The sequence below is a fragment of the Cyanobium sp. T1B-Tous genome (assembly GCF_024345475.1).
In the GTDB taxonomy this organism is placed as follows: Bacteria; Cyanobacteriota; Cyanobacteriia; order PCC-6307; family Cyanobiaceae; genus Cyanobium_A.
The window spans coordinates 23,301-41,960 of record NZ_JAGQBE010000014.1 but is presented as its reverse complement, the minus strand read 5'-3'; the positions used below and the strand labels follow the sequence as shown (position 1 = coordinate 41,960).

Here is an 18,660-nt window from a genome sequence, read left to right as displayed (position 1 = left end):
GACGAGCACCATCCATGGACGCGCTGAGTTTTCTGCTGCAGGTGCTGGCCCAGACCCTGAGCATCTACACCCTGGTGCTGCTGGTGCGGGTGCTGCTCAGCTGGTTCCCCAACCTCGACTGGGGTAACCCCGTGCTCTCTACGGTGAGCTCGATCACCGACCCCTACCTGAACGCCTTCCGCGGCCTGATCCCGCCCCTGGGGGGCCTTGATCTCTCAGCCATCGTGGCCTTCATCGTGTTGCAGCTGGCCCAGAGCCTGCTGGAAGGTGCCAGTGTGTCGCTGCTCAGCTCAGGCTACTGAGCTGGGGTTACTGAGCCGCCAGGGCCTGTTCCAGGGGCAGCAGTTCGTCGTCCTCTCCGGCCCGGGTGCGCACCGGGGCACTGAAGCCCCGGGCTTTGACGTTGCGGAAACTCAGCGGACCCGGCGTACCGGCCGGCACCGAGAGCCGCAGCGCGAAGGCTGAGCTGCCCGGTGGCACGTCGCCGATCGAGCCCACCCGGGTGCGGTTCTGCAGCACCGGTTCGCCGCTGGAATCCACGATCAGGGCAAACACATCGGTGTCCACCACCGGCTTGCGGCCCAGATTCAGCACCGTGCCCCGCAGGGCGTAGCAGCTGGCTCCAGCGGGGCGCCGCAACTCGGGCTGGGCACCCACATCCTCCGTGGGGCAGGGCTCGAGGGTCACCTCCGACACCTGCAGGTCAGCCGCCCAGGCGGCGGGGGGAGCCAGCAGCAGCAGAGCCGCCAGAAGGGGAGCCAGCACAAGCCTGATCACCGCGTATCACCGCTGCCTGCAATCACGTTACGGGCGGCACGGCTGGCGAGTTTGTCGAGGTTGGCCTGGGCAATCTGATCGAGCTCCAGACCCAGCTCGGTGGCCAGCTGGGCCACGTACCAGAGCACATCGCCCAGCTCCAGTTCCAGGGCGGCAATCACCTCCGGGCTGAAGGCACCGTTCTGATCGCGCAGCACCTTTTTGACCTTGTCCGCCACCTCGCCGGCCTCGCCGCACAGGCCGAGGGTGGGGTAGATGGGGTTGGCACCGGCCTCGGGGTAGCGAGCCGTGGCGCGGGAGCGCTCCTGGTAGGCCTGGAAATCCAACTGGGGCAGCCCGTTGCAGGCCTGGATGGTAGTTTCCAGCTGTCTGATGGCGTGTTGATGCCCCAGCCCGATCTCATGCGTCGCACCAAGATCGTGGCCACGATCGGGCCCGCCACGGAATCCCCCGAACGGCTGCGCGAGTTGATCGCCGCCGGTGCCACCACCTTCCGCCTCAATTTCTCCCACGGCGACCACAGCGAGCACGCGGCTCGCATCGCCACGATCCGCCAGGTGGCCACCGAGCTGGGCATCGAGATCGGCATCCTGCAAGACCTCCAGGGCCCGAAGATCCGCCTGGGCCGCTTCGCCGATGGGCCCATCACCCTGGCCAAGGGCGATCCCTTCACGCTGACGTCCCGCGATGTGGCCTGCAATCAGGCGATTGCCACGGTCACCTACGACAAGCTCGCCGATGAGGTGGTGCCTGGCAGCCGGATCCTGCTGGATGACGGCCGGGTGGAGATGGTGGTCGACCGGGTCGACAACGCCCAGCAGACCCTCTATTGCAGCGTCACCGTGGGGGGCGTGCTCTCCAACAACAAGGGGGTCAATTTCCCGGATGTGCAGCTGTCGATCCGGGCGCTGACCGAGAAAGACCGCATCGACCTCGCTTTCGGCCTGCAGCAGGGGGTGGACTGGGTGGCGCTCAGCTTTGTGCGCAACCCCTCCGACATGCGGGAGATCCGCGAGCTGATCCGCAGCCACGGCCACCAGACCCCTGTGGTGGCCAAGATCGAGAAATTCGAAGCCATTGATCAGATCGACGACATCCTGCCCCTCTGTGACGGGGTGATGGTGGCCCGCGGCGACCTCGGGGTGGAGATGCCCGCTGAGGAAGTGCCCCTGCTGCAGAAGGAGCTGATCCGCAAGGCCAACAGCCTCGGCATCCCGGTGATCACCGCCACCCAGATGCTCGATTCGATGGTGAGCTGCCCCCGTCCCACCCGGGCCGAGGTGAGCGACGTGGCCAATGCCATCCTCGACGGCACGGACGCCGTGATGCTCTCCAACGAGAGCGCCGTGGGTGATTTCCCCGTGGAAGCCGTGGCCACCATGGCCACCATCGCCAAGCGGATTGAGCGTGACTACCCCCAGCGGGTGCTCGACAGCCACATGGCCACCACCATCCCCAATGCCATCTGCCAGGCGGTGAGCAGCATCGCCCGCCAGCTCAATGCGGCCGCGATTTTGCCCCTCACCAAGGGCGGATACACCGCCCGCAACGTCAGCAAGTTCCGTCCCAGCACCCCGATCCTGGCGATCACCAGTGAGGTGAATGTGGCCCGTCAACTGCAACTCTGCTGGGGCGTCAATCCCCTGCTGGTGGAGGAACAGAGCTCCTCCACCAGCACCTTCAGCCTGGCCATGGGCAAGGCCCGCGAGCTGGGATTCCTCCAAGACGGCGATCTGGTCGTGCAAACCGCCGGCACCCTCGCAGGCGTGAGTGGCTCCACCGATTTCATCAAGGTGGGCATCGTCTCCGCGGTGCTGTCGAAGGGCACCGGCATCGGCAGCGGGTCGGTGAGCGGCCGGGTGCGCCTGGCGGACAGCGCGGAAGCGGCTGCGGCGATTCAGCCCGGTGAAATCCTGGTGGTGCGCGACAGCACGGCCGACTACGTGGAGGCGATCCGCAAGGCCAAGGCGGTGATCGCCGAAGCGGACGGCGTGGAGAGCCACGCGGCCGTGATCGCCCAGCGCACCGGCATTCCGGCGATCGTTGGGGTGGACAACGCCTTTGCCAGCCTGCGCCAAGGGGAGATCGTCACCCTGGATCTGATCCGCGGTGAAGTGCACCGCGGTGCCCGCAGCCACAACCCAGACCCCAGCGGCGCCATCGTCTAGGCCCACCAGCCGCGCAGCCATGGCTTCCAAGCTCCCCATGCGGGAAACGGTGGGGATGGCCCTCTCCACCCTGCGCGCCAACCGGCTGCGCAGCCTGCTCACCATGCTCGGCATCGTGATCGGCAATGCCTCGGTGATCACCCTGGTGGGGGTGGGTCGTGGCGCCCAAAACCTGGCGGAAGGCCAGCTGAGCAATCTGGGGGCCAATGTGCTGTTCGTGGTTCCAGGCAACAACGACACCCGCCGCCAGGGCATCGACTTCCCCAGAACCCTGGTGCTGGAGGACGCGGAGGCCATCGCCGAGCAGGTGCCCAGCGTCAAACGGGTGGCCCCGCAGATCACCCTGAGCGAGGTGATCCAGGCCGGCGGACTCAGCGGCACCGCCTCGGTGTCGGGGGTGACGCCGGAATTTCTGCCCGTGCGCCAGTTTGAGGTGGCCCAGGGCCGCTTCTTCTCCGCCAGCGACCTCAACGCGGCCCGCAACGTCACGGTGGTGGGCCCGGATCTGGGGGCCAAGATGTTCCCGGGCAAGGCACCCGTAGGGCGCCAGCTGCGCATCCGCAACCAGCTGTTCGAGGTGATCGGCGTGCTGGAACCCAAGGGCGCCGTGTTCGGCCAGAACCAGGACGAGAACGCCTACGTGCCGCTCACCACCATGGTGAGCAAGCTGTCTGGTCGGGATCCCACCTACGGCGTCAACCTCAACTTCATCAGCGTGGAGGCCCGCGACGAGCAGAGCACGGGCGCAGCCGCCTTCCAGATCACCAACCTGCTGCGTCAGCGGCATCGGATCCTGCGGGAGGACGACTTCGCCGTGCGCTCCCAGAAGGACGCCCTCTCGATCGTGAGCACGATCACCGGCGGGCTCACCCTAATGCTGGGGGCCATCGGTGCCGTGTCGCTGCTGGTGGGCGGCATCGGCATCATGAACATCATGTTGGTGTCGGTGAGCGAGCGCACCGAGGAGATCGGCCTGCGCAAGGCCCTCGGTGCCCGCAGCGGCGATGTGCTGCTGCAGTTCCTGGTGGAGTCGCTGGTGCTGGCCAGCCTCGGTGGGGTGATCGGCAGTGCGGTGGGGATCGGCACGGTCACCCTGGTGGCCGCCATCACGCCCCTGCCGGCCTCGATTGGGGGTGCCACCGTGCTGGGCACCGTGGCCCTCTCCGGCTCAATCGGCCTGTTCTTCGGCGTGGTGCCCGCCCGGCGGGCGGCCCGCCTCGATCCGATCGTGGCCCTGCGCAGCCTCTAGACCACCGGTGAGAAACCAAAGAAATTATTAAAAGGTAAAAACCGTGGCTTTCGTCACCAAACCCGCACGCAGGCCAATGGCTTGATGGGTGGATTGAAAGGGAATCGACCTTGGGCCTGTTGTCGTGCGGCTACCGCAACACCAGTGATCGGATGGTGATCCTGCGGTGCGTGGGACCCGAGGAGTTCTTTCTCGAGCGGGTGGTCTTTCCCTTTGAGCTGTTGAGCTTCCAATGCCCGCCCCAGAGTGAGGTGAAGATCTGGACCCACGGCCTGGGCGGACCGGAACTCGTGGAGTCGATCCAGGCCCACGAGCTCCTGATCGAATCGCCGGCCAGCCCCGCCCAGCTGGAGGCCCTGCCCGGCAACGGCCAGCACCTGGTGGATCCAGACGCTGACGACGACCTCGGGTCCTGGGCCGTCGCGGGCTGATCGCGGCGACCCAGGGAAGGCCCTCGCCGCCGTTACACTTGTTAAGAATGTGTCTCAGCTATGAACCAGCGCTGGCGTCTGATTGCCCTCTGGCTACTGCCCCTGGCAGTGGTGGCCTTCCTGGGATGGCAGCTGCTGAGCAATGGAGGCACGGCACGGTTTAACCCCAACAGCACCTCCAGTCCCACCGTGGCGCCCCGCAACGCTGCGGTGGCCCGGATGAGCTACGGCCGCTTCCTCGACTACGTGGATGCCGGCCGGGTGACCGCCGTGGACATCTTTGATGGCGGCCGCAGCGCCGTGATTGAGGCGGTGGATCCCGATCTGGACAACAGGGTGCAGCGTCTGCGGGTGGATCTGCCCGGCGTGGCCCCCGAGCTGGTGAACAAGCTCAAGGACCAGGGCATCAGCTTCGACATTCACCCCCCCAAGAGCGCCCCGCCGGCCCTGGGACTGCTGGGCAACCTGCTGTTCCCGCTGTTGCTGATCGGCTCCCTGATCTTCCTGGCCCGCCGCGGCAACGGCATGCCCGGGGGCCCAGGTCAGGCCATGCAGTTCGGCAAGACCAAGGCCCGTTTCGCCATGGAAGCTGAAACCGGCGTCAAGTTTGACGACGTGGCCGGCGTGGAGGAGGCCAAGCAGGACCTCCAGGAAGTGGTGACCTTCCTCAAGACTCCCGAGCGCTTCACCTCGGTGGGTGCCAAGATTCCCAAGGGCGTGCTGCTGGTGGGCCCTCCCGGCACGGGCAAGACCCTGCTGGCCAAGGCGATCGCCGGCGAAGCCGGAGTTCCCTTCTTCTCCCTCTCCGGTTCGGAGTTCGTTGAGATGTTTGTGGGCGTCGGCGCCAGCCGGGTGCGCGACCTGTTCAAGCGGGCCAAGGAGAACAGCCCGTGCCTGATCTTCATCGACGAGATCGATGCGGTGGGCCGTCAGCGTGGCGCTGGTGTGGGCGGTGGCAACGACGAACGGGAGCAGACCCTCAACCAGCTGCTCACCGAGATGGACGGCTTCGAGGGCAACAGCGGCATCATCATCATTGCCGCCACGAACCGGGCCGATGTGCTCGATTCGGCCCTGCTGCGTCCCGGCCGCTTTGACCGCCAGGTGCAAGTGGATGTGCCCGACATCAAGGGCCGCCTCTCGATCCTCAATGTGCACAGCCGCAACAAGAAGCTGGCCGAGGACGTGAGCCTTGAGGCCATTGCCCGGCGCACACCGGGCTTCTCCGGCGCCGATCTGGCCAACCTGCTGAACGAGGCGGCGATCCTCACGGCCCGGCGCCGCAAGGAGGCCACCACCCTCGCTGAGATCGACGACGCGGTGGATCGGGTGATTGCCGGCATGGAGGGCAAACCCCTCACCGACGGCCGCAGCAAGCGCCTGATCGCCTATCACGAGGTGGGCCATGCCCTGGTGGGCACCTTGGTGAAGGCCCACGACCCCGTGCAGAAGGTCACCCTGATCCCCAGGGGCCAAGCCCAGGGTCTCACCTGGTTCTCGCCGGATGAAGAGCAGATGCTCGTGAGCCGTGCCCAGCTGCGGGCTCGCATCATGGGGGCCCTCGGCGGCCGTGCCGCGGAGGATGTGGTGTTCGGCTATTCCGAAGTCACCACGGGCGCCGGCGGCGATATCCAGCAGGTGGCTTCGATCGCCCGCCAGATGGTCACCCGTTTCGGCATGAGCGACCTCGGCCAGGTGTCCTTTGAGGCCGGCAACCAGGAGGTGTTCCTGGGCCGCGACTTGATGACGCGCAGCGACGGCTCGGACCGGTTGGCCAGCAAAATCGACGATGCCGTGCGCGAGATCGTGCAGAACTGCTACGCCGACACGGTGAAGCTGGTGGCCGCCCACCGGGACTGCATGGATCGGGTGGTGGAACTCCTGATCGAGAAGGAGAGCCTCAATGGCGACGAATTCCGCGCCATCGTGGCCGAATTCGCCGCCATTCCGGAGAAGGAACGCTTCTCGCCGCTGCTGGCTGGCTGATCAGGCGACGGCGCTGGCCATCACCGGGCCAGCGTCCACCCGGCTGGCCGTGGGTGCGGTGGTGGGATGCTCGGCCATCCAGCGCTGCACCCACTTGGCGGCCACCCGGTTGGATTCTTCCGCGGCCTCGCTGGTTTCAAACACGCTGAGGGAGATCATGCGGTCTCCCGCCTCGCCCACATCCACGAAGTAATAGGAAACGAAGCCCGGCAGGGCCTGCATTTCAGCCAACAATCCATCGAGCAGGGGCTGGGTGGCCTCCGCCGGATCCTTGATTCCCTCGTATTCCCGCAGGGTGGCGTACATCAACAGGGCTGGCTGAGTTCCCACCAAATCTGGTGAGCCCGCCTTCCACCGTCAACCAGCCATCACCAACCCGAAGCGGGGTGGCCCCTCAGACCGGACGCACAGGGCGCTTCTCGATCACCTTGTCGATCAGGCCGTAGCTGACGGCCTCCGCCGGCGACATGAAGAAGTCACGATCGGTGTCCTCCTCAATCCGGGGCAGGGGCTGGCCGGTGCGGTCAGCTAGCTCGGTGTTGAGCTTCTTCTTGAGATAGAGAATTTCGTCCGCCTGGATGCGGATGTCGCTGGCCTGACCGCGCGCCCCACCCAGGGGCTGGTGGATCATGATCCGGGAGTGGGTGAGGCTGCTGCGCTTGCCCTTGGTGCCGGCACAGAGCAGGAAGGCACCCATCGACGCCGCCAGGCCGACGCACACGGTTTGCACATCAGGCTTGATGTGCTGCATGGTGTCGAAAATGCCCAGGCCGTCGTACACCGATCCACCTGGGGAGTTGATGTAGAGGAAGATGTCCTTCTCCGGATCCTCCGCCTCGAGGAACAGCAGCTGGGCCACCACCCGGTTGGCGGACTCGGACGTGACCGGCTCGCCCAGGAAGATGATGCGCTCCCGCAGCAGGCGGGAATAGATGTCAAACGCGCGCTCACCCCGGCCCGACTCTTCAATGACGATCGGGATCATGGAGCTGCTGGGGCGATTGAACCCGATCTTACTGAGCCTGGGCGGCTAGGGTCGGGCCATCTTGGCCTGATCCCGCGTGAGTGCAGCTCTCACTGTTGCCGACAGCAAGCGAGCCTTCCACGCCGCCTTCCCCCATGTGATTGCGCCCCTCTACCGGCGCATGGTGGATGAGCTGCTGGTGGAGCTTCACCTGCTGAGCCGCCAGAAGGGGTTTCGCAGCGATCCCCTGTTCGCCTGTGGACTGATCCAGGTGTTCGACAGCTTTGCCAAGGGGTACAAACCTGAGGCCCAACGGGAGCCCCTGCTGGGCGCCCTCTGCGCCGCCTCGGGCTTTGATGCCACGGCCCTGCGCCAGCAACGCGACGCGGCCATGGGCGCCATGGGCAGCCCCAGCGTCGAGCAGGTAAAGCAGTGGATTGAGCAGGAGGGCAACGGTGCCCCGGAGCCCGTGGCGGCGGCCCTGGCCAGCATCCGGCGCAGCGATTTTCACTACTCACGGCTGATGGCGGTGGGGCTGCTGAGCCTGCTGGAGCAGGCCCAGGGCGCCGATGCCATGGATCCCGTTGCCCTGCGCAATTACGCCCACGATCTGGGTGGGGCCATGGGCTTGCTGCGGGAGCGTCTCGACAAAGACCTCAACCTCTATGCCAGCAATCTGGAAAAGATGGCCCAGGCGGTGGAGTTGATGGAGGAAACCGTGGCTGCCGAACGGCGCAAGCGCGAACGCCAGCAGCAGGGGCTGACTAGCGGGCCGGAGGCCGAGGCTGCACCTGAAGCCTCCCCGTCAGTTGGCTGAGCGGGGACGCCAACACCCGTTTCCCCGGGGCTGAACTGGAGGCCACCAGGCTGAGCTGGCTGGCCTGCCGCACCAGCAGGGGCAACTCCGGTGGCAGCAGGCCAGCCGCCGCCAGCGCCGCCGGCCTCACGCGCAACTGGGACTCGCGGCCACCCGCTTCCAGCGGTGGCAGGGCCGCAGCTGACGTGCTCGGTTCGGGGCCCAGGTACAGCTGAAGCTGGGGGGCCGCAGCCCGGGGCAGCACCCAGCGCCAGCCACCAACCACTTGGCCATCCTCCCGGCGCCAGCGCAGAGCCGGCAGAGCCGTCGACCCACCGGGCGAGGCCTCCAGCCCCTGGGCCTCCAGCGGTGCCTTCAGCCCATCCAGCAGGCGATTCCAGGGCCGGCGATCTCCGGTCACCCCAACCTGCAGGGAGAGTCCCGCCTGAAACGGGCCCTGGGCAAGGGAGCGCAGCTGCAACACAAAGGGGGCGCGGCGCACCAGGGCCAACTGACCCTCGCCGAGGCCATAGCGGGCGGCCAAGGGGTCACGGATTAGCTGACGGTTCAGCAGCCCCTGCAGGAGTCCCTCCAGCGCCGGGCCGCGCCACTCGAGCAGGAGGTCATGGGCCAGGGGCGCGGGCAAGGATGCCGCCGCCGTGGGGCCCGGATCGGCGAGGAAGCCACCCGCCGCACTGGCTTCCCCCAACAACTCGAGACTGGTTCCCTGCAGACGCAGGCTCAGGCACCCCTCCTGGAAGCGCTGCAGCAGCGGTGCCATGGGCCCGGCCATCACCCCCAGGCCCAGGGGCGACCAGAACACAGCCTGCTCCTGCTGCAGCCGCTGCAGGCAGCGCTGTTCGAGCCCCCGGCGCTGGCGCTGGGCCAACTTGAGCTGGTCCTGCAGAAGCCGCTGGGAGAGGGGATCGGGGGCCACCACCATGAGGTCATCCACCCGCAGCGCATGGGCTGGTTGGCCCGTAGGCAGATCCTGGGCGGGGAAAGCCAGAAAGGCGCCGCCATCGCCATCGCGGCCCCAGAACTGCCACCACACCCGGTTTTGGCGACTCCAGACCCTGCGGGCCAGGGGCGCTCCGAGGCGCTGGGTCCAGAGGGCTGGCACCGGACGCTGGGGGGCCGCCGGAAAACTCTGCAGCAGGGCGGACTGGGACAAGAGCCGCTCGAGTCCCTCGGCCCGGGGCCTAGGCCAGCGCAGCAGCACCCCGGCGGGCAGCACGATCAACAGGGCCGTGAGGGCAGCGCTCCAGCGCAGGGGCAGGGAGCGGATCGCCGCCGTTGTGCTCATGGACAGGCCCCATAGAGGGTGGTACGACGCCGCACCGGACGCCCCAGGTGACGGGCGGCCGCCTCCAGGGCCTGGGGCGACTGGCGGGTGCCACCGCTGGCCCCAGCCATCGTGGTGATGTGTTCCTCCATCAAGGTGCCGCCCAGGTCGTTGCAGCCCCAGCGCAGAGCTTCGGTGGCACCGGCGAGGGTGAGTTTCACCCAGCTGGGCTGGTGGAAGCGGAACCAGGGTCCCAGCAGGATCCTGGCCTGGGCCGTGAGCCGCAGCATCTGCGTGCGGTCAGGCTGATCCCGGCACACCCGGGCCCGCAGGGCGGCCGGCGCCGAAGCACCCACGAACGGCAGCAACACAAACTCGGTGAATCCCTGGCAGTGATGCTGCCAGGCGTGACGCTGCACGGCCACCAGGGTCAGCAGGTGGGCCACCAGATCGGCCGGAGCCTCGATGTGGCCGGCCATCAGGGTGCTGGTGGCCGGCAGTCCCTGGTGCTGCACCTGGAGCATCACGGCCACCCATTCGCGGGCTGTGAGTTTCTCGGGGCAGAGCACCCGACGCACCCGCTCACTGAGCACCTCCGCGGCCGTGCCCGGTACGGACGCCAGCCCCGCCGCCCGCAACCGCTCCAACACCCGATCGAGGGGCAGCCCATCGTGCTGGGCCATGTAGAGCAGCTCCTGGGGTGAAAAGGCATGCAGGTGGATGCCCGGCGCCGCCGCCTGCAGCAACCGCAACAGCCCTTCGGCGTAGGCCAGCTGGCTGCCATCCACGGTGGCCGCGGGGTTCAGCCCCCCCTGGATGCACAGCTCGGTGGCGCCGGCCGCCTGGGCCTCGGCGGCCCGCTGCTCGAGCTCCGCTTCCGAGAGCCAGTAGGCCCCGGGTTCGCCGGCGTCCCGGCGGAAGGCGCAGAAGCTGCAGTGTTTGATGCAGTGGTTGGAAACGTTGAGGTTGCGGTTGACCACGTAGGTCACGGTGTCACCGGCCAACTCCTGGCGCAGGGCATCAGCAGCCCGACGCAGCTGCTCGTCCTCGCTGGCCGACGGCACACGACTCAGCAGGGCCAGGGCCAAGGGGGCCAGGGCGGCAGCGTGCCCCTGGTCGAGGGCTGACACGCTGGGATCCAAGGTTGCCCCGGCCTGGGCTGCGGCAATCGCCCCAAGCAGGCTGGCCAGAGGCACGGGGGCGTCGTTGGCCTCTGGCTGGGGCGTGGAGGAAACGGCCGGGGGCGGGACCAACAGGTGGCCGGCTGTCTGCCAGGCCCAGTCGGCCAACCCTGAAGGAATGCCAGCCCTCACGGGCGGCGTTTGGCTTCCAGGGCCTTGCGGCGCCGACGGTCTCGCCACTCGATCGTGGAGAGATACAGCACGCCACCGCTGACAAAGACCAGCAGCAGGGCCGCCACACCGGACAGCAGCTGGGAGGCAGAAATGGGCAGCTCAGGCACCGAAACTCGCTGCGCCGCGCTCAGAACTTGATGCTGTTGTCGCCATGACGACCCCAGACCACCATGGCGATCGAGAAGCTGAACAGGGCTGCCAGAGAAGCCCAACCCACGGTGATCAACATGGCGCAGCCATCAGTCGTTGGCGGCACTTTACCTAGGGTGGAGCCTGCCCGGCATCTGCAGTAGTGGTTCTGGACCTCGGTCTCGGTGGGGTGATGGCCAGTTCCTCCCCCAGCCCTGTTCAGGAGCGGCAGCGGCTGCGCCAGCCCTACCCCCACTTCAAGGTGGTGGTGCTCGACGACGACGTGAACACCTTCCAGCACGTGGTGGAGTGCCTGGTGCGCATCATTCCCGGGATGCAGCCTGACCAGGCCTGGGATCTGGCCCACCGCATCGACAGCGAAGGCTCGGCCGTGGTGTGGTGCGGGCCCCAGGAACAGGCCGAGCTGTATCACCAACAGCTGGGGGCGGAGGGGCTGACGATGGGCCCCCTGGAACCCGCCTGATGGGACGGGTGGTGATCACCCACAGCACCTACATCGAGGGGTTGATCCCCCTGTTGAAACGGCTGGCCCATTGCCCTGGAATCGACACCGTCACCCCCGCGGTGATCAGCCGGGTGCGAGGACGCAGCGCCCAGCTTCGTCTGCGGGTGTCGGCTCCGATCACCGGCGGCCACAAACTGGTGGCCCGGCGCGGCAGCAGTGTCCAGGAGGTGTTCGTGGTCACCGACTGGAACCGCGAGCAACTGCAGGGGCAACTCGATCAATGGCTGGGTCAGGCTCCCCCACCCAACAACAGCTCACCGGACGGCGCGCGTTCGTAAACCGCCGGCGCCGCGAAGCGGGCGTAGGCCCCGCCCTCCCGAAACCAGCTGTCCGCCTCGAGGGTCAGACCATCGGGCTGGAGGCCCCACCGCTCCTGGAGGTAGTTGGAATAGTCGTCCAATTGGGTTTGGGGGGCCTGCCAGTGCACCACGGCAAACGCCAGGGCCCGCACCCGCACGATCCCTCCGGTGGCCTCCTGAATCTCCTCTTCCAGGAGGAAGGTGCGAAACCGCTCCAGACCCGCAGCGGACTCCGCCGCGGAGCCTCCGTCTGCCAGCCGGCCCTCCAGCGGGTATTTGCGCAGGTAGAGCTCGCGGGCCCGGGGAAACACAGGGCCTGGAGCGACGGACAGCAGCGATTCAAAGGCCTGCTGAAAAGAGTTCATCAGCACAGACGAGCCGGACCCACTTCGGGCAATCACCACGTCCAGAATGCCGCCTGATCCCGCCTGCTGTCGTCGCCCCACCATGCCGATCACCCCATCCCAGCTCGATGCGGCCCTGGCCTGGCGCTACGCCACCAAGGTGTTTGACCCCAGCCGCCCGATCGACGCCGGCACCTGGGGGGCGCTCGAAAATGCGCTGGTGCAGAGCCCATCGAGTTATGGACTCCAACCCTGGAAGTTTCTGGTGATCCGCGACCCAGACCTGCGCCAGCAGCTGCGCCCCGAGTCGTGGAATCAGAGCCAGATCACCGATGCCTCCCATCTGGTGGTGTTCCTGGCCCAACGGCACATCGGCGCCCCAGAAGCGGACCGCCTGATTGACACCATGGCGCGCATCCGGGGGCTGACCCCAGACCAGCTGGCCACCTATCGCCAGATGATCGACGTCGACCTGATCCATGGGCCCCGCAGTCAGCAGATCGAGCGCTGGGCCAGCAATCAGGTGTACATCGCCCTGGGCACCTTCATGGCTGCCGCTGCCCTGCTGGAGGTGGACACCTGCGCCATCGAAGGCTTCTCCCCCGAGGCCTACGACCGGATCCTGGCCCTGGAGGATTCGCCGTATCGGAGCTGCGTGGTGTGCGCCGCTGGCTATCGCTCCGCCGACGACAAATACGCCAGCCTGGCCAAGGTGCGCTATTCCGCCAGCGACCTGATCGAAGTGCGCTGAACCCTGAGGGCGGCCACCAGGGGCTCCAGTTTGCGGCGCCAGGCCTCCGCCGATTGGCGGCCTTGATCTGCTTCGGCCGCGCGCAGCAGACCAGCCAACTTGCAGGCCATCACGGAGTGGGCGCGCTCAGAACCCAAGGCTGAGGGAGTCATCAAAGCGACTGCTCAATTACCTCTTCAGACTGAAGACGCAACCCTTAACCGTCAGCCAACTTGACAAGCTTTCAAGGACGGTTTCCGAATCGTCCATAAAAAGGGGTGGACCGCCGTGCCGTTTTGCCCCAGTGTTCGACCTGGTGGTACCAGAAGGGGGGTCAAGGACGGGGCGCCGTTTCCGGCTGCAAGGCCGGCTTACGTTGCTTCCGCTGCAGACCCCCCATGTCGAAAAGGGAGTCAGATCAGAAAACTGTAAAAGGCAGTCACCAACAAGGCAGTCCGCTGGAACTTTACGCCCCTTTCGCCGGAACTGGAGCCGCCGGCGTGGGCAGAAGCGGAGGCAGGGGCCAGATCCCACGCACCTGCTCCAGCAGCTGCTCCGCCTGGCGTCCGCGCTCCTCGGGTGTCGCTCCCTGCAGCAGCAGGGTGATGTGACCCAGCTTGCGCCCGGGACAGGAGCCCTGCTTGCCATACCAGTGCACGTGGGCCTCGGGCAGGGCGGCCAGGGCATCGCGTTGCGGCAGGTAATCCGCCTCGGAGCTTTCAAAACCGAGCAAATTCACCATCAGGGCGCCGGGCACCTGCAGGTCCACCGCCCCCATCGGCAGGCCAGCCACGATCCGGACCTGCTGCTCAAATTGGCTGGTGCGGGCCGCTTCGATCGTGTAATGCCCGGAATTGTGGGTGCGGGGAGCGATCTCGTTCACCTGCAGGCCACCGGGCCCATAGAACAGCTCAATCGAGAGCACGCCGACATAGTTGATCGCCGTGAGCAGGGAGGCCGCAATGTTGCGGGCATAGGCCTGCACCCCATGGGGCACGGCCGCCGGTGCCAACACCCAGTCGCAGATCTGCTGGTGCTGGTGGGTCTGCACCAGGGGATAGCACTGCACGTTGCCATCCCGGTCGCGGCAGGCGAGCTGGGAGAGCTCCTGCTCAAACGGCACCAACTCCTCCAGGATCCAATCGCTGGCGGTGACGCGGGCCAGCAGGGCCTCGAGATCCCCCGCACGGCGCAACACGGCCGTGCCCTTGCCGTCGTAGCCGCCGGTGGAGGCCTTGGCCATCACGGGGAAGGTGAAGCCCTCGGGCAGGACGCCGTCACTGGGCAGCTCACTCCAGCGGGGGCAGGGCAGGCCGAGGGTCTGCAGCAGTTGACGCTGGCTGCGTTTGCACACCAGGGGCGAGAGGGACTCCAGGCTGGGCAGAAAGGCCACCCCATCGAAACTGAGGGGCGCCAGGGCGGGCAGATCGACCCACTCGTTCTCGAATGTGATGGCGCTGCTGCGGCGGGCGAGCTCCCGGGTGGCACCCACATCGTCAAGGGCGGCCTGCACCACGCTGGTGGCCAGGGTCGTGGCCGGATCGTGGGCGCCGGGGGTCTGCACATGCAGGGGCACGTTCAGGTTGCGGGCCGCCGAGGCCAGCATCCAGGCCAGTTGACCTCCACCCACCACGCCGATGGATCGGGCTTCCGGGGAACTCGCCTGTTGCCCCATCTGGGTCTGCACCATCTAGATCAGGACGCCCCGTTGAACTCGTACCAGGCCACCAGCAACTGGTAGGCGGCGCTGCGGCGCGACCACAGCCTGGGGTCACCCCCTTGGTCCGGATGCCAGTGCATCAGGTTACGGCGCCAGGTGGCCCGCACCTCCTGCCAGCCACTGCCGGGCAACACGCCCAGTTCCTCGCAGGCCTCCCGGTAGCAGCTGAGGAAAGGATCGCCTGCGACGTTCGACCAGCCCTCCTGGGCCGCCGGCGCCGCAAAGGCACCCTGTTCCAGGCGGTCCACCAGAAGCTGGGCCTCCTGGCTGGCCTGAAGGGCCGCGGCCAGCTGCTGGCGGGCCTGGTCCATCTGGGCCGTGAGGCTGCCGGCCAACTCCTCCACCCGCCGCTGGGCCTGCTCGGCGCCGATGCGGGCATCGGCCTGCTCCTTGCCAGTGCTGGCCACCGCGGCGCTGAGGGTCGCTTCGGCGCGGCTGCAGCTCTGCTGGGCCTGCTGGATCCGCTGATCCATGGTGGCCATCTGGCCGGTCACACTTTCGGCCACCTCCTGCGACCGCACCTGGGCCCCCTGGGAGGCAAGGATGGCCGCGGAGGCATCGGCCCGCACCTGGGCCAACTGGGCGTCCTGGTCGGCACGCAGGCTGTCGAGGGCCGTGCGGGCCTCGGTGGCCTCGCCCCGCAGGCGGTTGAGCTGGTCCTCCTGGCGGCGGATCAGTTGGTCGAGCTGATCGCGGGCGCTGGCCATCTGACCGTTGAGGCCGACGGCCAGCTGATCCACCCGTCCCTCCACCAGCTGCACGGCGGCGAGGGCACCGCTGGTGTCCGAGGACTGGCTGACGAGGGAACGCCGCAGATCTGCATCGAGGTCGATGCGGGCCTGGCGAACCTGGGCCAGTTCGCGCTCGAGCTCGCGAATCCGATCCGCGGCCTGGGCCGCGGCCCGATCCCGCTCCGCCTCAAGACTGCGCAGTGACGCGAGAGCCGCCGCCGCTTCCTCCCGGGCACGGACGAGCTGCTGACGGCTTTCCGACTCCACCCGGGCCAGGGAGGCCTCGGCGGTGCGGGCCGTGCTGGAGGACTGCTCCAGAGCCCGACTCACCTGGGGACGCATCACCACCGGAACGCCGCCGCGGCGGCCCGCCCGCGCCGGGCTCCCTCCCTTCGGAGAGCGGAGCAGGGCCACGCCAAAAGCGGAAAACACCAGGGGCGAGACCAGCACCCAGTAGGTGTCGTTGCGAATTTCCTGGTTGCCCTCCCGAGCCGCCTGCTGGCCCCGCACCAGGATCAGCAGAAACAGGACCACGCCCAGCCCCAGGCTGAACAGGCCGACCATCTGCCGCTCGCTCAATCTGGAGCTGGGTCTGCCACCGGAAGGAGCCATGGCCGGGATTTCAGGCGGCCGAACCCTAGGCGCCCCAAGCGGGTTGGTCCAGCGTCAGGGGGCGGCCGGTGAGGGTTTCAGGTGAGGGCGCGGTCGCCCGCGAACAGGTAGCGCACCAGACTCAGCAACAACACGATCAGGAACAGGGCCAGCCCGATGGTGCAGGCGTAGCTGATCTCGAGCTCGGAAAAGGCCTGGTCGTAGACGTAGTACACCAGGGTGCGGGTGGAGTCGGCAGGCCCGCCCTGGGTCATCAGATACACCTCCTCAAACACCTTGGTGGCGGCAATCGCCGAGATCACGGCCACCAAGGTGATGTAGGGCCGCAGCAGGGGCAGGGTGATGTCGAGGTGCTTGCGCAGGCCTTCGCTGCCATCCAGGGCGGCCGCCTCGTAGAGATCCGGGGAGATGCCCTGGAGCCCGGCCAGAAAGATCACCATGTAGTAGCCCAGCCCCTTCCAGAGGGTGACCACCATCACCGAGGGCAGGGCCAGCAGGGGTGAGGTGAGAAAGGCGATGGGCTGAAAGGACCCGGGCAACAGCGCGCTCAGCCAACCGTTCACCAGGCCGTTTTCGGCATAGATCCAGCGGAAGGCAATCGCCGCCACCACGATGGACACCAGCACCGGGGTGTAGAAGGCGCCGCGAAACCAATGAATGCCGGGCAGCTGGCGGTTGACCAGCACGGCCAGGGCCAGGGCGCCAACGACGATCGGCGGCACCACACCCACCAGATACAAAAACGTGGTGCCCGTGACCCGAAAGAACATCGGGTCGGCCAGCAGGCGCCGCACGTTGGCCAGGCCCACAAACCGCAGCGGCTCGCTCACATCGAGGCCCGCCTGGCTGACACTCATCACCAGGGCCATCGCCGCCGGAATCAACACCGACAACCCAACCAACACCAGGGCCGGAAGCAGGAAGCCCCAGGCCGTGGCGGTGCGGGGGGCGGAGCTGGACATCACGACTCACCGGGTGCAGCCATTGTGGAACCCGGTTCTGACGGTCGGCCAGCCCCAGCCAGGGACAGCTTTAGCCTCGGGCAACTCCCCCCCTGCCGATGACCGCGACCCCAGCCGCCAGCCCGCTGCGCACCATCGAGGTGGCCCTGCAGGCCAATCCCTATCCCGTGGTGATCGGCACCGGCGCCCTAGGCGGGCTGGGGGAGCAGATCCGCCAGCGCGGCTTCGCCTCGGGCACCAAGGTGTTGGTCGTCACCAACCCCGTGGTGGAGGCCCATTACGGCGCCGTTGCCCTGGCCAGCCTGCAGGCCGCCGGCTTCGAGGCCAGCACCCTGGTGATCGAGGCGGGCGAAGACCAGAAAACCCCGGCCACCGTGGCCCTGATCCACGACGCGGCCTTCACGCGCAAACTCGAGCGGGGTTCGCTGATCGTGGCCCTGGGCGGCGGCGTGGTGGGCGACATGGCCGGATTCGCAGCGGCCACCTGGCTGCGGGGCATCGCCGTGGTGCAGGTGCCCACCACCCTGCTGGCCATGGTGGATGCGGCCATTGGCGGCAAGACCGGCGTCAACCATCCGGGCGGCAAGAACCTGGTCGGCGCCTTCCACCAGCCGCGGCTGGTGCTGGTCGATCCCTCCACCCTGGCCACCCTGCCGGAGCGGGAGTTTCGAGCGGGCATGGCCGAAGTGATCAAGTACGGCGTGATCGGGGATCGGGACCTGTTCGAAGCCCTGGAGGCCGCCGGGGATCTCTCCAGCATGGCCGCGGTGGGGCCAGCCCTGCTGCAAACCCTGCTGGAGCGCTCCGCCGCCGCCAAGGCGGCCGTGGTGGCGGCCGATGAACACGAAGGGGGCCTGCGGGCGATCCTCAATTACGGCCATACCCTCGGCCACGTGGTGGAAACCCTCTGCGGCTATGGCACCTGGTTGCACGGTGAAGCCGTGGGGATCGGAATGGTGGCGGCCGGGGAGATCGCCCTCGCGATGGGGCTCTGGAGCGCCGGGGATCAGGCCCGCCAGCGGGCGGTCATCGCCGCCGCCGGCCTGCCCCTGGATTGGCCACGCCTCGACCCCGACGCCGTGCTGGCCTGCCTGCAGGGCGACAAAAAAGTGAAGCAGGGGCAGGTGCGCTTCGTGTTGCCCACCGCCATCGGCGCCGTGGAGATCCGCAGCGATGTCAGCGAAGCCTCGATCCGTCAGCTCTCGCCGTAGGTGTCCTCGAGAGCCGTTTCCAGCGTGGTGATCAGCAGCACCAGGGCGGCGCGGGCATCGAGATCCGGCCCGCTCACGGCCGCAATCCAGCGGTGGCAAAGCCCTTCAATCTGCTGAAACAGGTCGCCACCCGCCTGGAGGGTGGCCATCACCCGCTCGACGCTCTGCTCATCCGCCTCCGGTGGCAGCCCCACCACATAGCGGCGCCCGTCGTCGCCGACGTAGGTGAGCTGCCCCTGGTCATCCAGCACCGGCGTGGCGTGGGGCGTGATCGGCTCTGGCGGCTCCCCAGCCGAATCGAAGGGTTCATCCCCGGGTTGATCCACCATCCGCCCGCCCCTGTTCCCCCTCCCTGCTAGAGCCGCCAGCGCCGCTTGCCCATGCT

Annotated in this window: 23 protein-coding genes and 1 other RNA gene; 10 read left to right on the top strand and 14 right to left on the bottom strand. The window is 67.6% G+C overall.

What is annotated here, in order from left to right:
* Positions 1 to 14 precede the first annotated feature (14 nt).
* Entirely contained in the window at positions 15 to 302 is a 288-nt protein-coding gene (locus KBY71_RS05495) for a YggT family protein (RefSeq protein WP_254927951.1), read from the top strand.
* Between the two features lie 7 nt (positions 303 to 309).
* Here KBY71_RS05495 and KBY71_RS05490 read toward each other — a convergent pair whose 3' ends face one another.
* Together KBY71_RS05490 and KBY71_RS05485 are read right to left on the bottom strand one after the other, a co-directional pair.
* The gene (locus KBY71_RS05490) at positions 310 to 777 is read right to left on the bottom strand and encodes a hypothetical protein (protein WP_396095074.1); all 468 of its coding nucleotides are present in this window, start codon (positions 775 to 777) and stop codon (positions 310 to 312) included.
* Positions 774 to 1,103, bottom strand: coding sequence for a nucleoside triphosphate pyrophosphohydrolase family protein (locus tag KBY71_RS05485; RefSeq protein ID WP_254927950.1), 330 nt, complete (start codon positions 1,101 to 1,103; stop codon positions 774 to 776). Before KBY71_RS05485 ends, KBY71_RS05490 begins: the two co-directional genes overlap by 4 nt.
* A 57-nt stretch (positions 1,104 to 1,160) precedes the next feature.
* Here KBY71_RS05485 and pyk point away from each other — a divergent pair, with 57 nt between their 5' ends.
* The 4 genes from pyk (at position 1,161) to ftsH (ending at position 6,611) form a co-directional block, all read left to right on the top strand.
* Positions 1,161 to 2,945 (top strand): pyruvate kinase, encoded by a 1,785-nt coding sequence (pyk, locus tag KBY71_RS05480; RefSeq protein ID WP_254927949.1) that lies wholly within the window; start codon positions 1,161 to 1,163, stop codon positions 2,943 to 2,945.
* Between the two features lie 19 nt (positions 2,946 to 2,964).
* Positions 2,965 to 4,194 carry an ABC transporter permease gene (locus tag KBY71_RS05475; protein ID WP_254927948.1) on the top strand — a complete coding sequence of 410 codons (1,230 nt, stop codon included), beginning with the start codon at positions 2,965 to 2,967 and terminating at the stop codon, positions 4,192 to 4,194.
* A 110-nt stretch (positions 4,195 to 4,304) separates the two neighbouring features.
* Entirely contained in the window at positions 4,305 to 4,625 is a 321-nt protein-coding gene (locus KBY71_RS05470) for a DUF1830 domain-containing protein (protein ID WP_254927947.1), read from the top strand.
* Between the two features lie 60 nt (positions 4,626 to 4,685).
* Positions 4,686 to 6,611 (top strand): ATP-dependent zinc metalloprotease FtsH, encoded by a 1,926-nt coding sequence (ftsH, locus tag KBY71_RS05465; protein WP_254927946.1) that lies wholly within the window; start codon positions 4,686 to 4,688, stop codon positions 6,609 to 6,611.
* On the opposite strand, the gene KBY71_RS05460 is transcribed toward ftsH, so the two are convergent.
* Both KBY71_RS05460 and clpP read right to left on the bottom strand, forming a co-directional pair.
* Positions 6,612 to 6,941 (bottom strand): hypothetical protein, encoded by a 330-nt coding sequence (locus KBY71_RS05460; RefSeq protein ID WP_254927945.1) that lies wholly within the window; start codon positions 6,939 to 6,941, stop codon positions 6,612 to 6,614.
* A 64-nt stretch (positions 6,942 to 7,005) separates the two neighbouring features.
* Positions 7,006 to 7,596, bottom strand: coding sequence for an ATP-dependent Clp endopeptidase proteolytic subunit ClpP (gene clpP / locus KBY71_RS05455; RefSeq protein ID WP_190389426.1), 591 nt, complete (start codon positions 7,594 to 7,596; stop codon positions 7,006 to 7,008).
* A 76-nt stretch (positions 7,597 to 7,672) separates the two neighbouring features.
* Here clpP and psb29 point away from each other — a divergent pair, with 76 nt between their 5' ends.
* Positions 7,673 to 8,392: a photosystem II biogenesis protein Psp29 gene (psb29, locus tag KBY71_RS05450; RefSeq protein WP_254927944.1), complete on the top strand. Its 720-nt coding sequence runs from the start codon at positions 7,673 to 7,675 to the stop codon at positions 8,390 to 8,392.
* Here the strand turns inward: psb29 and KBY71_RS05445 are convergent.
* The 4 genes from KBY71_RS05445 to petN all read right to left on the bottom strand — a co-directional run bounded on the left by KBY71_RS05445 (position 8,340) and on the right by petN (position 11,240).
* Positions 8,340 to 9,677 (bottom strand): hypothetical protein, encoded by a 1,338-nt coding sequence (locus KBY71_RS05445; protein WP_254927943.1) that lies wholly within the window; start codon positions 9,675 to 9,677, stop codon positions 8,340 to 8,342. The genes psb29 and KBY71_RS05445 overlap by 53 nt on opposite strands.
* Positions 9,674 to 10,798, bottom strand: a complete 1,125-nt coding sequence (locus tag KBY71_RS05440; protein WP_396095075.1) for a CofH family radical SAM protein — start codon at positions 10,796 to 10,798, stop codon at positions 9,674 to 9,676. The genes KBY71_RS05445 and KBY71_RS05440 overlap by 4 nt, the downstream gene beginning before the upstream one ends.
* Before the next feature lie 167 nt (positions 10,799 to 10,965).
* Positions 10,966 to 11,118 carry a hypothetical protein gene (locus tag KBY71_RS05435; protein WP_254927941.1) on the bottom strand — a complete coding sequence of 51 codons (153 nt, stop codon included), beginning with the start codon at positions 11,116 to 11,118 and terminating at the stop codon, positions 10,966 to 10,968.
* A 20-nt stretch (positions 11,119 to 11,138) separates the two neighbouring features.
* Complete coding sequence (petN, locus tag KBY71_RS05430) at positions 11,139 to 11,240, bottom strand: cytochrome b6-f complex subunit PetN (protein ID WP_254927940.1); 102 nt, start codon at positions 11,238 to 11,240, stop codon at positions 11,139 to 11,141.
* A 93-nt stretch (positions 11,241 to 11,333) separates the two neighbouring features.
* Between petN and clpS the strand changes: the two genes are divergently transcribed.
* Together clpS and KBY71_RS05420 are read left to right on the top strand one after the other, a co-directional pair.
* The gene (clpS, locus tag KBY71_RS05425; protein ID WP_254927966.1) at positions 11,334 to 11,624 is read left to right on the top strand and encodes an ATP-dependent Clp protease adapter ClpS; all 291 of its coding nucleotides are present in this window, start codon (positions 11,334 to 11,336) and stop codon (positions 11,622 to 11,624) included.
* A complete protein-coding gene (locus tag KBY71_RS05420; RefSeq protein WP_254927939.1) occupies positions 11,624 to 11,944 on the top strand; it encodes a DUF2103 domain-containing protein in 321 nt (106 codons plus the stop codon). Before clpS ends, KBY71_RS05420 begins: the two co-directional genes overlap by 1 nt.
* On the opposite strand, the gene KBY71_RS05415 is transcribed toward KBY71_RS05420, so the two are convergent.
* The gene (locus tag KBY71_RS05415) at positions 11,896 to 12,330 is read right to left on the bottom strand and encodes a hypothetical protein (protein ID WP_254927938.1); all 435 of its coding nucleotides are present in this window, start codon (positions 12,328 to 12,330) and stop codon (positions 11,896 to 11,898) included. The genes KBY71_RS05420 and KBY71_RS05415 overlap by 49 nt on opposite strands.
* A gap of 82 nt (positions 12,331 to 12,412) precedes the next feature.
* Between KBY71_RS05415 and KBY71_RS05410 the strand changes: the two genes are divergently transcribed.
* The gene (locus KBY71_RS05410; protein ID WP_254927937.1) at positions 12,413 to 13,060 is read left to right on the top strand and encodes an NAD(P)H-dependent oxidoreductase; all 648 of its coding nucleotides are present in this window, start codon (positions 12,413 to 12,415) and stop codon (positions 13,058 to 13,060) included.
* Positions 13,061 to 13,315: 255 nt separating this feature from the next.
* Here the strand turns inward: KBY71_RS05410 and ssrS are convergent.
* The 4 genes from ssrS to KBY71_RS05390 all read right to left on the bottom strand — a co-directional run bounded on the left by ssrS (position 13,316) and on the right by KBY71_RS05390 (position 17,064).
* Positions 13,316 to 13,499: non-coding RNA, 6S RNA (gene ssrS, locus KBY71_RS05405), on the bottom strand.
* 6 nt (positions 13,500 to 13,505) lie between these two features.
* On the bottom strand, positions 13,506 to 14,729 hold the full coding sequence (locus KBY71_RS05400; RefSeq protein WP_254927936.1) for a 5-(carboxyamino)imidazole ribonucleotide synthase: 1,224 nt from the start codon (positions 14,727 to 14,729) through the stop codon (positions 13,506 to 13,508).
* Between the two features lie 5 nt (positions 14,730 to 14,734).
* Positions 14,735 to 16,102, bottom strand: a complete 1,368-nt coding sequence (locus KBY71_RS05395) for a hypothetical protein (RefSeq protein WP_254927935.1) — start codon at positions 16,100 to 16,102, stop codon at positions 14,735 to 14,737.
* A 77-nt stretch (positions 16,103 to 16,179) separates the two neighbouring features.
* Positions 16,180 to 17,064, bottom strand: coding sequence for a carbohydrate ABC transporter permease (locus KBY71_RS05390; RefSeq protein ID WP_254927934.1), 885 nt, complete (start codon positions 17,062 to 17,064; stop codon positions 16,180 to 16,182).
* 98 nt (positions 17,065 to 17,162) lie between these two features.
* On the opposite strand from KBY71_RS05390, the gene aroB reads away from it, so the two are divergent.
* Positions 17,163 to 18,275: a 3-dehydroquinate synthase gene (aroB, locus tag KBY71_RS05385; RefSeq protein ID WP_254927933.1), complete on the top strand. Its 1,113-nt coding sequence runs from the start codon at positions 17,163 to 17,165 to the stop codon at positions 18,273 to 18,275.
* Here the strand turns inward: aroB and KBY71_RS05380 are convergent.
* Positions 18,260 to 18,604 carry a hypothetical protein gene (locus KBY71_RS05380; protein ID WP_254927932.1) on the bottom strand — a complete coding sequence of 115 codons (345 nt, stop codon included), beginning with the start codon at positions 18,602 to 18,604 and terminating at the stop codon, positions 18,260 to 18,262. The genes aroB and KBY71_RS05380 overlap by 16 nt on opposite strands.
* Positions 18,605 to 18,660: the final 56 nt, after the last annotated feature.

What these genes read in the sequence shown, in the direction of transcription:
- KBY71_RS05495 (WP_254927951.1), top strand. Translation starts at nt 15, where the DNA reads ATGGACGCGCTGAGTTTTCTGCTGCAGGTGCTGGCCCAGACCCTGAGC.
- pyk (WP_254927949.1), top strand. Translation starts at nt 1,161, where the DNA reads ATGCCCCAGCCCGATCTCATGCGTCGCACCAAGATCGTGGCCACGATC.
- KBY71_RS05475 (WP_254927948.1), top strand. Translation starts at nt 2,965, where the DNA reads ATGGCTTCCAAGCTCCCCATGCGGGAAACGGTGGGGATGGCCCTCTCC.
- ftsH (WP_254927946.1), top strand. Translation starts at nt 4,686, where the DNA reads ATGAACCAGCGCTGGCGTCTGATTGCCCTCTGGCTACTGCCCCTGGCA.
- clpP (WP_190389426.1), bottom strand. Translation starts at nt 7,596, where the DNA reads ATGATCCCGATCGTCATTGAAGAGTCGGGCCGGGGTGAGCGCGCGTTT.
- KBY71_RS05445 (WP_254927943.1), bottom strand. Translation starts at nt 9,677, where the DNA reads ATGAGCACAACGGCGGCGATCCGCTCCCTGCCCCTGCGCTGGAGCGCT.
- petN (WP_254927940.1), bottom strand. Translation starts at nt 11,240, where the DNA reads ATGTTGATCACCGTGGGTTGGGCTTCTCTGGCAGCCCTGTTCAGCTTC.
- clpS (WP_254927966.1), top strand. Translation starts at nt 11,334, where the DNA reads ATGGCCAGTTCCTCCCCCAGCCCTGTTCAGGAGCGGCAGCGGCTGCGC.
- KBY71_RS05420 (WP_254927939.1), top strand. Translation starts at nt 11,624, where the DNA reads ATGGGACGGGTGGTGATCACCCACAGCACCTACATCGAGGGGTTGATC.
- KBY71_RS05415 (WP_254927938.1), bottom strand. Translation starts at nt 12,330, where the DNA reads ATGAACTCTTTTCAGCAGGCCTTTGAATCGCTGCTGTCCGTCGCTCCA.
- KBY71_RS05410 (WP_254927937.1), top strand. Translation starts at nt 12,413, where the DNA reads ATGCCGATCACCCCATCCCAGCTCGATGCGGCCCTGGCCTGGCGCTAC.
- KBY71_RS05400 (WP_254927936.1), bottom strand. Translation starts at nt 14,729, where the DNA reads ATGGTGCAGACCCAGATGGGGCAACAGGCGAGTTCCCCGGAAGCCCGA.
- KBY71_RS05395 (WP_254927935.1), bottom strand. Translation starts at nt 16,102, where the DNA reads ATGGCTCCTTCCGGTGGCAGACCCAGCTCCAGATTGAGCGAGCGGCAG.
- KBY71_RS05390 (WP_254927934.1), bottom strand. Translation starts at nt 17,064, where the DNA reads ATGTCCAGCTCCGCCCCCCGCACCGCCACGGCCTGGGGCTTCCTGCTT.
- aroB (WP_254927933.1), top strand. Translation starts at nt 17,163, where the DNA reads ATGACCGCGACCCCAGCCGCCAGCCCGCTGCGCACCATCGAGGTGGCC.
- KBY71_RS05380 (WP_254927932.1), bottom strand. Translation starts at nt 18,604, where the DNA reads ATGGTGGATCAACCCGGGGATGAACCCTTCGATTCGGCTGGGGAGCCG.